7 protein-coding genes and 1 pseudogene are annotated in these 13,213 nt (G+C 69.9%); 7 read left to right on the forward strand and 1 reads right to left on the reverse strand.

The genetic code is table 11. The features are described 5' to 3' along the window. The first annotated feature begins 148 nt into the window (after positions 1-148). From CGZ93_RS15950 to CGZ93_RS15985, 7 genes and pseudogenes are all read left to right on the forward strand, one after another. A complete protein-coding gene (locus tag CGZ93_RS15950; RefSeq protein WP_094365142.1) occupies positions 149-1,729 on the forward strand; it encodes an acyl-CoA mutase large subunit family protein in 1,581 nt (526 codons plus the stop codon). Then, positions 1,719-2,972: an amidohydrolase gene (locus CGZ93_RS15955; protein WP_094365143.1), complete on the forward strand. Its 1,254-nt coding sequence runs from the start codon at positions 1,719-1,721 to the stop codon at positions 2,970-2,972. Before CGZ93_RS15950 ends, CGZ93_RS15955 begins: the two co-directional genes overlap by 11 nt. Before the next feature lie 100 nt (positions 2,973-3,072). Further along, a complete protein-coding gene (locus CGZ93_RS15960; RefSeq protein ID WP_094365144.1) occupies positions 3,073-5,283 on the forward strand; it encodes a hypothetical protein in 2,211 nt (736 codons plus the stop codon). 143 nt (positions 5,284-5,426) lie between these two features. Further along, a complete protein-coding gene (locus CGZ93_RS15965) occupies positions 5,427-7,022 on the forward strand; it encodes a hypothetical protein (protein WP_094365145.1) in 1,596 nt (531 codons plus the stop codon). 246 nt (positions 7,023-7,268) lie between these two features. Further along, complete coding sequence (locus CGZ93_RS15970) at positions 7,269-8,477, forward strand: TerC family protein (RefSeq protein ID WP_094365146.1); 1,209 nt, start codon at positions 7,269-7,271, stop codon at positions 8,475-8,477. Between the two features lie 185 nt (positions 8,478-8,662). Next, a pseudogene (locus CGZ93_RS19640) lies at positions 8,663-9,724 on the forward strand (DUF2207 domain-containing protein). A gap of 370 nt (positions 9,725-10,094) precedes the next feature. Further along, positions 10,095-11,678, forward strand: a complete 1,584-nt coding sequence (locus tag CGZ93_RS15985) for a TROVE domain-containing protein (RefSeq protein ID WP_094365149.1) — start codon at positions 10,095-10,097, stop codon at positions 11,676-11,678. Positions 11,679-11,714: 36 nt separating this feature from the next. Here CGZ93_RS15985 and CGZ93_RS15990 read toward each other — a convergent pair whose 3' ends face one another. After that, on the reverse strand, positions 11,715-13,205 hold the full coding sequence (locus tag CGZ93_RS15990; RefSeq protein ID WP_094365150.1) for a CYTH and CHAD domain-containing protein: 1,491 nt from the start codon (positions 13,203-13,205) through the stop codon (positions 11,715-11,717). Between the last annotated feature and the right edge of the window lie 8 nt (positions 13,206-13,213).

The raw sequence follows: 13,213 nt of genomic DNA on the forward strand, positions 1-13,213 counted from the left end.
GTGTGTGAGGCAGGAAGTTCCCTGACCCGACAAAGATTCACCCGGACGCCGACTGGCCGTTACCTACCTGGGAGCCGTCTCATCTGCCGCCGGTGCGCATCGGCCGAACACCCCACGGGCCCCGGAGGCCGGGCGGTATGGTGCAACCATGAGCGGTCAGACCGAATCGGGCACCGATTTCCAGTCCGTCTATGACGCGGACTCGCTGGCGGGATTCGACCCCGCGCAGCAGTTGGGCGCGCCCGGTGCATACCCCTACACCCGGGGTGTCTATCCCACCATGTACACCCAGCGTCCCTGGACGATGCGCCAGTATGCCGGATTCGGCACCGCCACCGAGTCGAATGCCCGCTACAAGGAGCTGATCGCCAACGGCACGATGGGGCTGTCGGTCGCGTTCGACCTGCCCACCCAGATGGGTTACGACTCCGACGCCGACGTCAGCAGCGGCGAGGTGGGCAAGGTCGGGGTGGCGATCGACTCGATCGAGGACATGCGGATCCTGTTCGGCGGGATCGACCTGGGCAAGGTGTCCACGTCGATGACGATCAACGCCCCGGCCGCGGTGCTGCTGCTGCTCTATCAGCTGGTCGCCGAGGAGCAGGGGACCCCGGCCGACAAGCTGACCGGCACCATCCAGAACGACGTGCTCAAGGAATACATCGCCCGCGGCACCTACATCTTCCCGCCGGCCCCGTCGCTGCGGCTGATCTCGGACATCTTCGGCTATTGCAAGGCCGAGATCCCGAAGTGGAACACCATCTCCATCTCCGGCTATCACATGGCCGAGGCCGGAGCCACGCCCGCCGAGGAGATCGCGTTCACCCTGGCCGACGGCATCGCCTATGTCGAGGCGGCGATCGCCGCCGGGCTCAAGGTGGACGACTTCGCCCCGCGGCTGTCGTTCTTCTTCGTCTCCCGCACCACGATCCTGGAGGAGGTGGCCAAGTTCCGCGCCGCCCGCCGGATCTGGGCGAAGATCATGAAGGAGCGCTTCGGCGCGCAGAACCCCAAGTCGATGATGCTGCGCTTCCACACCCAGACCGCCGGCGTCCAGCTGACCGCCCAGCAGCCCGAGGTGAACATGGTCCGGGTCGCGGTGCAGGCGCTGGCCGCGGCCCTGGGCGGGACCCAGTCGCTGCACACGAACTCGTTCGACGAGGCGATTGCGCTGCCGACCACCAAGTCGGCCCGGCTGGCGCTGCGCACCCAGCAGGTGATCGCGTTCGAGTCCGACGTGTGCAAGACCGTCGACCCGTTCGCTGGCTCCTTTGTCGTCGAGTCGCTGACCGATGGCGTCGAGGCCGAGGCGTGGAAGCTGATCGAGCGCGTCGACGAGCTCGGTGGTGCGGTGAAGGCGATCGAGCAGGGCTTCCAGAAGAACGAGATCGAGCAGTCGGCGTACCAGATCGCCCAGCAGATCGACTCCGCCGAACGGGTGGTGGTGGGGGTCAACCGGTTCACCCTCGAGGAGGAGGACCACTACGACCCGCTGCGGCTGGACCCGACGATCGGGGAACAGCAGTCCGCCCGGCTGGCGAAGCTGCGCGCCAACCGCGACAATGACGCCGTGCAGGCGGCGCTGGCCGAGATCAAGCGGGCGGCGCGGGGCAGCGACAACCTGCTCTATCCGATGAAGGAGGCGCTGCGGCTGTCCGCCACCGTTGGTGAGGTGTGTGACGCCCTGCGTGAGGTGTGGGGGGTCTACGAACCGAATGATGCGTTCTGAGCCGATTGGCTCGGGGGCCCGGCCCGAGTTGCTGACCCGGATCGATGACCTGGTCGAGGAGCTCCAGCCACGACTTGTCGAGTGGCGCCGAGACCTGCACGCCCACCCCGAGCCCAGCCGTGCCGAACATCGGACCACCTCCCGGATCAGGGGAGTGCTCGAGTCGCTGGGGCTGGAAGCACGTTCGCTCGAGGTGCCCACCGGGTTGTACGCCGACGTGCTGCCCGACGGCAGCCGGCGGGTCCCGCGGATCGGGCTGCGCGCCGACATCGACGCGCTCTCCCTGGTCGACCAGAAGGACGTGCCCTACCGTTCCACGCACACCGGGGTGGCCCACGCCTGCGGGCACGACGTGCACACCGCGGTGCTGCTCGGGGCTGCCGAGGTGCTGGTCCGGCTGCGGGAACAGGGACTGCTCAACCGCGGCGTACGCCTGCTCTTCCAGCCCGCGGAGGAGACCAGCCCGGGTGGGGCCCTGGACATGGTCGCCCAGGGCCTGCTCGGCGACCTGCGCGAGGTGTACGCCCTGCACTGCGACCCGCGGACCGAGGTCGGCCGGGTCGCCATCCGCACCGGCGCGATCACCTCGGCCTGCGACCGCTTCCAGGTCACCTTCAGCGGCCCCGGCGGGCACAGCTCGCGGCCGCATCTCTCGGCCGACCTGGTGATGGCGATCGGCGCGGTGATCACCGAGGTGCCGACCCTGCTGTCCCGGCGCATCGACCCGCGGGTGGGTGCCTCGATGGTGTGGGGCCAGGTCCAGGCCGGCAACGCGCCCAACGCGATCCCGGCCAGCGGGCAACTCTCGGGAACCCTGCGCTGCCTCCAGTTGGAGGGCTGGCAGCGGGCACGTGACCTGGTGCCGCAGCTGATCGAACAGGTGGCCGCCCCCTACGGGGTGAGCGTGCAGGTGGACCGGTCGACCGGGATCCCGCCGACCGTCAACCACGCGGCCGCGGCCGGCCGGCTGGCCGAGGTGTGCAGCGCCGTCCTCGGGCCCGACTCGCTGGCCGACACCGAACAGTCACTCGGCGGCGAGGACTTCTCCGAGATGGTGCTGGCGGTGCCCGGCGCGCTCGGCAGGCTCGGCGTACGCCCGGTCGGCAGCGCCGACTGGCCGGACCTGCACCGCCCCGGGTTCGACGTGGACGAGGCCTGCCTGGGCGTCGGCGTCCGCGTCCTCTCCGGCCTGGTGGCGTTGCGACCGGACCCCGGTCCGCGCCGGCGCAGCCAGGCCGCCTGAGCGGACAATCACCTCGACCCGGCCCGGATCGGTTTGAGCGGGGGGTCAGATGTCTTAGAGTTTGCGTGCTGTTGGCACTTCCCCCTGCACTGGAGGCTCGATGTCTCGCTGGATGCGCCGCGCCGCGCTGTCGCTGTCCGCGTCGGCCGCAGTCCTGATCGGCCTTGCCGGGCCGGCTGGGGCGGCGCCGCCGCAACCCGGCCCCACCGATCCAGCGACCGAAGGACTGCGCCAGGCGGTACGCCGCGACCTCGGCCTCGAGTGGCCGGAATACCTGGCCCGCGGGGCCGCCGCCGAGCGTGCCGCCGACCTGGACCGTCAGCTGCAGGGCACCCCGGACTATCGCGGGGTCGCGCTGCAGGGCGCCGAGGTGGTGGTCACCGGAGGCGGGGACAAGGTGGACCGCGAGGCCCGCAACGCCGGCGCCCGGGTCACCGCCAACGGGCGCAGGGCGGCCAGCGCCGAACCGATGCTGCAGAAATACCTGGCCGAGGTGGGCGCCGAGGGACTCGGGTCGGTGCAGGTCACCGCCGACGGTTGGCTGATCACCGTGGCCCGCCCCGACCAGCCGCGCAACACCCGCTCCGGCCGCAGCGTCAGCCCGCAACAGTTCGCGGCGCAGAACCCGGGCGTACGCCTGCAGGCCGGGGGGCCGGCCACGCAGCGCGCCGACGTGCTGGGCGGCCAGGGCTGGGAGGGTTTCTGGTCCGGGGGCGGCCTCCGTTGCTCGATCGGGTTCGCCGGGTTCGACCCGGCCGGTCGCCAGGAGATGGTGTCCGCGGGTCACTGCACCCGGGACAACCAGGTCAACCAGGCGAGGTTGGAGGCGGATCCGGGGGTCTTCCTCGGCAACCGGACGTTCGGCCAGTTCGGCGGTCCCAACAACGCCAGCAACACCCAGAGCACCGCCGGGACCGACCTCAGCATCTTCGTCGGGCCCAGCCAGGACCTGCTGCCCATGGTCGACGCCTACGGCTGGCGCTCCAAGGTGACCGGGGTGTCCAACGCCGTCGTCGGGGCGCCCGTCTGCACCGCCGGGCGTACCAGCCGGAAGTGGAGCTGCAGCACCATCGACGGGGTGGGCGCGTTCGCGGTGGGCGGTTTCCGCGGGGACGACGACGTGCGCTATGTGAACGGGTTTGGATCCCAGCTGACCACCCTGGGCGGTGATTCGGGCGGATCGATGGTGTCCGGGCTGAAGGCGATCGGCGTGCTCAGCGCGGGGGACAACTACAACGGCGTCGAGTACTCCTACGGGGCCAACCTGGACACCTTCCGGTCGATGGGCCATCAGGTCGAGCTCTGGCTGGCCAACCCGGTTGCCAACGCCGGTGCCGCCGGTGGCCGCATCACCGGCCGGGTCCCGGTCGACGGGGGAGACACCGTGGCCCCCAACACCCAGGTCCGGATCAGCGCCAACGGCACGACCAGCACGGTGCCGGTCGCCGCCGACGGCACGTTCAGCTTCACCGCTCCCGGCAACGGCAGCCAGGTCACTCTGACCACCATCAACGGATACAGCGGCTCGGGCGCGGCCACCTGGACCCCGGCCAACGGCACCCCCACCGGGGAGCGGATCTGCGGCCTGCGCGACGGCGGCTGCTTCCAGCCCTACGCCGGCGGGATCATCTACTGGTCTTCGGCCGGCAGCTACCTGGTCAAGGGCGCGATCTACAACAAGTGGTCCGCGCTCGGCTGGGAGAAGGGCCAGCTCGGCTATCCGACCTCCGGGGAGATCTGCGGGCTGCGCGACGGCGGCTGCTACCAGCGCTTCCAGGGCGGGCGGATCTATTGGTCGCCGAGCTCCGGCGCCCACCCGGTCTGGGGCCTGATCGCCGACAAGTGGGACAGCACCAACTATGAGTGGGGCACCCTCGGCTATCCGACCGGCGACGAGAACTGCGGGCTGCGCGACGGCGGCTGCTTCCAGACCTTCCAGAACGGGATGCTGTACTGGAGCCCGCGCTCGGGCGCCCACTGGATCCGCGGCGCCATCCAGGACCGGTGGGCCCAGCTGGGTTGGGAACGCTCCAGGTTTGGCTATCCGCTCTCCGACGAGAACTGCGGACTGCGCGACGGCGGCTGCTATCAGGTGTTCTCCGCCGGTGCCATCTACTGGTCCCCGCGCACGGGCGCCCAGCCCGTCGAGGGCGCGATCTGGGACTACTGGGGCCGCAACGGTTGGGAGGGCGGTCGCTTCGGCTACCCCGTCGCGGGGGAGAGCTGCAGCGGTACGCCGACCATGCGCTGCACCCAGCCCTATCAGGGCGGGACCATCACCTGGACCGCCAGCGGGGGCGCCGCCGGCTGAGCTGGCCTGCCGGGTGGTCAGTCTGTACGCCCGCTGGAGGGTTTGATCACGGTTCGGTCGCGTGGGCCAGGCGCCGCCCTGACTGGCGGTAGATATGGGGCCATCCGCGCCAGCCCCTTGGCGCCACCCCTGAGGAGTTCCTGATGAAGTCCCGCCTGTCCTTCGTGGCGCTGGTGGTCACCCTGCTCTCGCTGGCCTCACCGGCGTACGCCGCCCCCACCGGTGCCCCGGCCGCCAGCACCCCGACCGCCAGCACCCCGACCCCGTCGGTCAGCCGCACCGCCACGCGGACCCCCTCTCGCGCCTCGACCGCCCCGACCCGGTCGGCCACCCCCGCCACCGTGCGGGAGACCCCGGCCGCGACCGCTGAGCCGAGCGCAACCCCGACCCCCACGCCCAGCCCGGTCCCGGCCCACCCGATCGACGCCCGGTACGCCGAGTTGGGCGGACCGACCGGTTTCCTCGGCCAGCCGGTCAGCGAACTGAGCTGCGGTTTGCCGGGCTCCGGCTGCATGCGCCACTACGCCGGCGGTTCGATCTACTGGACCCAGGCCACCGGCGCCCAGTTCATCCGCGGCGCCATCTTCCAGCGCTGGGGCGGCAAGGGCTGGGAGACCGGCTTCCTCGGTTACCCGACCTCGAGCGAGGCCTGTGGGCTGATCGAGGGCGGCTGCTACCAGTTCTTCCAGGGCGGGGCGATCTACTGGTCCCCCACCACCGGGGCCACCATCGTCCGTGGCGCGATCTTCCAGCGGTGGGCCCAGCACGGCCTGGAGCGGAGCTTCCTCGGCTATCCCACCGGTGAGGAAGTGTGCGGACTGCGCGATGGCGGCTGCTTCCAGGCCTTCCAGCGTGGGTCGATCTACTGGTCCCCGCCCAGCGGCGCGCAGGCGGTGGCCGGTGAGATCATGAACCACTGGGGTCGCAACGGCTGGGAGGGCGGCTTCCTGGGCTACCCGACCACCGCCGAGGTGTGCGGGCTGCGTGATCGCGGCTGCTACCAGGGCTTCCAGGGCGGCTCGATGTACTGGACGCCGAACTTCGTCGCCCACGCCGTGCGCGGGATGATTCTGGACAGCTGGCACCGGATGGGCCGGGAGAACAGCTCGTTGGGCTATCCGAGTGGTGACGAGCGCTGCGGGCTGGTCGGCGGTGGCTGCTTCCAGGCGTTCCAGGGCGGCTCGATCTACTGGTCCCCGGCCACCGGGTCCCAGCCGGTCAAGGGCGAGATCATGAACCACTGGGGCCGCAACGGCTGGGAGGGCGGCCACCTCGGCTACCCGACCACCGGCGAGTTCTGCGGACTCCGCGGCGGTGGCTGCGGACAGCACTTCCAGAACGGCTCCATCTACTGGCAGGCCCGCTTCGGCGCCCACTTCGTCAAGGGTGCCATCCGCGATGAGTGGTCGCGCCAGGGGTGGGAGCAGGCTTTTGGCTATCCGCTGACCGACGAAATCTGCGGTCTGGTGCGGGGAGGATGTCGTCAGATGTTTGAGGGCGACGACGCCATCTACTGGGCGCCTGCTGTCGGCGCGAACGCGGTCCCGCGGGAAATGATGGCCGCATGGGGTCGATACGGCTGGGAGACCGGCCGCCTCGGCTACCCAACCTCTCGGGCGTGGGTCCAAGATGCCCCCAACGGGGCGAACCGCGCTTGGCAGGACTTCCAGGGGGGAACGATCTCCTTCGTCTTCCACGACTGGAACAACATGGGAGAGCCGAGTTTTACCTGGCGCTGAGCAGCGCACAGCCGTGCTGACGCGTTATAGCTGAACAAGAACCGGCCGTCGGGAATCCCCGGCGGCCGGTTCGCGTCACCTGGGGTGCGTGAATGGTCAACTTGCTCACCAACTGGATCGCCCCGGTAGAGTTGACCCGTTCCACCTCCGCTGCAGCTTCACCCTGAAGGCAGCGGCCCCCATCTCGGACGGCCGTCACACACGAGCAAGCCGGTCAGGCGTACCCCTGTCGGCGAAGGGAGAGCTGTGGTTCACACCTGGGTCTGGATCGCCACCGTGGCGGGCATCGTCGCGCTGCTGTTGTTCGACTACTTCTTCCACGTCCGCAAGGCGCACACGCCGACGCTCAAGGAGTCGGCCACCTGGTCGGCGCTCTACGTCGGGATCGCGCTGGCATTCGGTGTGGGCGTGTGGATCTTCGGCGGCATGGACATGGGCCAGGAATACTTCGCCGGCTATGTCACCGAGAAGGCGCTCTCGGTGGACAACCTGTTCGTGTTCCTGATCATCATGGCCAGCTTCAAGGTGCCGCGGGCCGATCAGCAGAAGGTGCTGCTCTTCGGCATCGTGTTCTCCCTCTTCGCCCGGACCGGGTTCATCTTCATCGGTGCCGCGCTGATCAACACCTTCGCCTGGGTGTTCTACATCTTCGGACTGATCCTGATCCTGACCGCGGGAAACCTGCTGAAGAAGGAACACGACGACGAGGACGACGAGGCGGACAACTTCATCATCCGGGTCGCCCGCAAGCTGGTCCGCACCTCCGACAAGTATGACGGCGACAAGCTGTTCACCGAGGTCGACGGCAAGCGGGTGCTGACCCCGATGCTGCTGGTGATGATCGCCATCGGTGGTACCGACATCCTGTTCGCTCTGGACTCGATCCCGGCCATCTTCGGGCTGACCCAGAACATCTTCATCGTGTTCACCGCGACCGCGTTCTCGCTGCTCGGCCTGCGCCAGCTGTTCTTCCTGATCGACGGATTGCTCGACCGACTGATCTACCTCTCCTACGGACTGGCCGCGATCCTCGGCTTCATCGGCGTGAAGCTGATCCTGCACGCCCTGCACGAGAACAACGTGCCGTTCATCAACGACGGTGAGCACGTCACGGTGGTCGAGGTGTCCACCCAGGTGTCGCTGGCGGTCATCATCGGCGTGCTGGTGATCACCGTTGTCGCGTCCCTGCTCAGCCCCAAGGGGCGCGCGCTCAGCCTGGCCAACAACGCCCGACGGCACGCGCGCGAATACCTCGACACCGACTACGAGACCGACCCGGAGCTGCGCGAGGAGAACTACCAGAAGCTGCTGCGCGAGGAGGAGCAGATCCGCGCCCTGTCGGACAAGCAGCGGCACTGGGTGCGCCAGGAGGCCGAGATCATGGAGGAGATCCGCAGGGCGCACACCGAACATGACGGCCACGCGGACTCGGTGCCCCCCACAATCGAGAAGTGAACCTCGTACCCCTTGTCGGCGGGGGCCTGGCCGGGTTGATCTGCCTGGTCGTCGCCTGGGTCGCCTGGCGGCGCAGCGCCGATCAGATCTTCGCCGGGGTCACCCCCGGTCTGTTCCCGCTGCCCGGGCAGCCGCAACGGGTGGAGCGGGTGCGCGGTGGCCGGGAGTACGCCGGTCCGGTCGCCGTGCAGTTCCAACCCCCGCGGGACCTGGCGCCCGGTCTGGTCGGCACCGTTGTCGACGGGCACGCGGAGCTGCGTGACGTCACCGCCACCATCATCGACCTTGCGGTACGCGGATTCCTGCGGATCGAGGCGGTACGCCCGGAAGGCGCGCAAGGTGCACAGGGCAACCAGGCCAAGCAGGGAAAGCAGGACTGGGTGCTGACGGCGCTGCCCAACCCGCCGGCGGACGCCCGCCCGTTCGAGCACGACCTGCTGCGAGCGCTCTTCCGCACCGGCCCGCGGGTGCGCATGTCCGACCTCCAGGCGAGTGCCGGCAAGGCGATGCGGGACGCCCAGGTCGAGCTGTACCGCCAGGTGGTGGCCAACGGCTGGTATCCGCGACACCCCGCCGCAGCCGGTGGGCGACTGCGGATCTGGGGCGTGGTGCTGATGGTGCTCGGGCTGATCGCCACCATCGCGGTCGCCGCGTTCGCGGTCATCGGTCGGCTGGACTGGTGGGCCATCGCCGGGCCGGCGCTCACCCTGCTCGGCGGGCTGGTGCTGCTGCTGGTCGGCCGCCGGGTGCGGGTCGGGCGTACCGCAGCAGGAACCGCGATCACCGTGCAGGCATGAGGATTCAAGCAATACCTGGCCACGGCCGAGGCGGACCAGATCCGCTTCGAGGAGGCCTCGGAGGTGTTCAGCCGCTATCTGCCCTATGCGATCGTGTTCGGCGTCGCCGAGCACTGGGCGAAGGTGTTCGGCGAGGTGGCCAAGCGCTACCAGGAGTCGCTCGGGGGCGACTGGAGCGCCGGCGACGTGCTGTTCGACCTGATGTGGTTCGACCTGGTCTCCGGGTTCGACCTGTTCGGCGTGGGGATCCCCGACGCGGAGCTGTTCAACCTGCCTGAGGTGTTCGGCGGGATGGACGCCGCCGGCGCCGGGGTTCTCGGTGACGCGGGTGACGTGATCAGCGGATTCACCGATGGGGTTGGAGATTTCGTCGACTCCGCCAGCGGGTTCGACCTGCCCGACCTGGGCGGTTGCGACCTCGATCTCGGCGGCTGCGACGGCTGCGGCTGAAAAACCCTTTGCGGACAGGAAGTCCCGGCTCCCATACTTGAACCCGTCGCGATACGCCGGGCCGAAGGCACTCGGTTATCCCACTTCAGATGGACAGGTTCCAGGTTCGAATCCTGGCCACCCCTCGGGGTGTGTAGCTCAACTGGCAGAGCGGTTTGCCGGGCCACCGGCTCTCCGGGCGCCACCCCATGTCCGACGTTCGCGACACCCCAAACCGTGGGGTGCGGGCCGATTGCGGTCGGTTATCTGGCGATTGAGGTTCGATTCCTGATCCGCTGCCCAGGCAGCGGAAGGTCCGGTCGCACCAACCTGCCCGCACCCCTTCATCCTGCCCAACCACCCTGCCCAGACCGTCGTGAGGAGGACGATCATGGTCGACATCCTGAAGCTGATCAACCTGCGGCGTACGCCCCAGTCGCTGCGCGCCGACGCCCGACAGCAGCCCAACGCTGCCGGCGGGTTCACGTTCGTCCTCGACGACGTGGCACGGCTGCGTCGGTTCCTGATCCTGGGCACCGAGGGTGGCACCTACTACACCTCGGCCCCCGAGCTCACCTTGGACAACGCCGAGGTCGTGCTGCGGCTCTGCGCCGAGGATCCGGATTCGTTGCTGGCAACGATTCGCGAGGTCTCGGTGGGCGGTCTGGCGCCGCGTCAGCAGCCGACCCTGTTCGCGCTGGCCGCGGCCACCGCGCGCTGCGACGAGCCGTATCGTCGTCGGGCGTTGGCGATGCTGCCCGAGATCGCCCGGACCGGAACCCAGCTGTTCCTGTTCGCCGGCTATGTCGAGCAGTTCCGCGGCTGGGGTCGTGGGCTGCGTCGCGCGGTCGCGGCCTGGTACGCCGACCAGCCGCTGCAGAAGGTGGCCTACCAGGCGGTGAAGTATCGCTCTCGTGAGGGCTGGACCCACCGCGACCTGCTCCGGCTGTCGCACCCGCGCACCACCGACCCGGCCCGCCGGGCGCTGTTCGAGTGGGTGGTGCGCGGTGGTGAGCCGACCGAGGTGGCCGACGCGCTGCCGCAGGTCACCGGCTTCGTCGCCGCCCAGCGCGCCGACACCGACGAGCTGGTACGCCTGATCGACCGCCACGCGCTGACCTGGGAGATGCTCCCGGATCACGCGCTGACCCAGCCGCAGGTGTGGGATTCCCTTGTCCGCAAGGGGATGCCGATGACCGCGCTGCTGCGTCAGCTCGGCCGGTTGACCGCTCTCGGGGTGCTCGCCCCCGGGGCGGAGGTGACCGAGCTGGTGGTGGCGCAGCTGGTGGACACCGAGCGGATCCGCTCCGCCCGGGTGCACCCGCTGCAGGTGCTGATCGCCCAGCGCACCTACGCCACCGGACACGGTCTGCGCGGGTCGCTGACCTGGCGGCCGGTACCGCAGGTGATCGACGCGCTCGAGCAGATGTTCGAGCGGGCGTTCACCACGATCCGGCCGACCGGCAAGCGGTTGCTGCTGGCCATCGACGTGTCGGCGTCGATGGACTGTGGGCACCTCGCCGGATCCGCCATCACCCCGCGGGAGGCGGCCGCGGCGATGGCGATGGTCACCGCGCGGACCGAGTCGGCGTACCAGATGGTGGGGTTCTCGCACCGCCTGGTGCCGCTGCCGATCTCCCCACGGCAGCGGATGGACCACGTCGTCACGGCGATGCGGTCGGTGCGGATGGGCGCGACCGACTGCGCGTTGCCGATGCAGTTCGCGCTGCGTCGCAAGCTCGCGGTCGACGCGTTCGTGGTCTTCACCGACAACGAGACCTGGTTCGGGGACGAGCACCCGCACCAGGCGCTCCAGCGCTACCGCACCGCGACGGGCATCCCGGCGCGGCTGGTGGTGGTCGGCATGACCGGAACCCTTTCCACGATTGCCGATCCCGACGACGCGGGAATGCTGGACGTGGTCGGTTTCGACGCCTCGGCGCCGTCGGTGATGGCCGACTTCATCCGCGGTTGAGGCCGGGTCGAAACGAGCCGGGGGTGGCCCGGAAGTTCACGCGTTGCTGAGCTTCCGGGCCGCCTTCAGCGCCGCGACGGCAGGGCCGCGGGCGGACTCCTCGCGTTCCACCAGTCGCTGGTGCAGCACGCCATAGGTGAACGAGGACTCGCCCGCGGCCGTGGCCGCCTCGGCGAGTTCGCGCAGCCGTTCGCGGATCACCACACAGTCCTGCACCACGCCGAGGGTCTCGGTGACCTGTTCCCAGGCGCCGGCCATCGCGGCCGCCTCGTCACCGCACACGTCGATCGACGCCTCCCACGCATACCGCGCGGCCTTGGCGCGTTTGCGGGTGAGGTGCCACGCCTCCTCGGCCTCGGCCCCCTCGAGCCCGCGGGCCCGCCGCCACGCCTTGGCCACCCGCCGATCGACCCGCCCGAGCAGCTCGGGCAGCACCCCCTTGGCCCGCGCGCCGGCATAGTCGGTGAACGGCGGATCGGTGACCAGATCGAGCAGACTCGTTGCCAGCCTGGAAAACCGGGCCGAGTCGAGCGCCTTGACCAACTCACGGTGCGCCCGCCGGTGCTGCTCGTCGAGGGTGTTCTCGATCCGCTCGGCGACCGGGCTGATCACGCTGTCTGCGGGCAACGCGTTCAGCTCACCGCGGAGCTGATCGCGCAGCACCTCGGCATCCCGCGGGGCGCCGAGCATCCCCGCCAGCCACTTCAGTTCGGCCCGGAGCTGGTCGGTGACCTCGCGGTCCATCAGCGCACGGAAGGTGCGCAGGGCGCTGCGCAGCCGCCGGGTGGCGACCCGCATCTTGTGCACCGAGTCGGGAACGTCGGCGCGCACGTCGGCCTCACGGTTCTGGATCACCCCGACCTGGTCGGCCAGGTGGGCGCCGATCACCTGGGCCGCGGTCGCCTTGCGCGGGCGTGCCGGACGGTCGGCCTCCGCCAACTGCTCACCCAACGCCTGGACCAGCTTCGACACCGACTCCGAGACGGGTACGCCGGCCTCCGCGAACCGGGCGGTGATCCGGTCCAGCAGCTCCACTCTGCCGCGGGTCAGCTCCACCTCCAGCTCGCGCCAGCTGCATTCCTCGCCCCGGCGTACCGCGGTCACCTTGTCGTCGCAGAGCATCGCCAGCGACCCGCCGCGCGGGCCGGTCAGCTGGGTCTCGGTGCGGTTGGTGCGCAGTTCCAGCACCGGCACCAGGGGAGCGGCGCCGATGATGTCGGTGACCTGCTCGCGCAGCGCCGTGGGCACCAGCCGTGCCGCCGAACCGGTGGTCAGCGGGAGTCCGACCTCGGTGCGGCTGTCGCCGTCACCGGGCAGCTTGAGGTGCCAGCCGGCGTCGTTTCCTCCGGTACGCCGCCGCAGCGTCCGCCGGTTGCGGGCCAGCAGCAGGTCGGGGGTGTCGTAGTAGACGGCCTGCAACCGGTGCCGCTCGGTCTCGCCGAGGCGTACCAACTCGGAGAGGTCGGGTACCTGCTGCCCGTCCTCGATCCGGAACTTCCGCTCGGTCTCGGTGGCCCTGGTGGCCATTGAACGCT

Source organism: Enemella dayhoffiae (assembly GCF_002250625.1).
GTDB classification, from domain to species: domain Bacteria; phylum Actinomycetota; class Actinomycetes; order Propionibacteriales; family Propionibacteriaceae; genus Enemella; species Enemella dayhoffiae.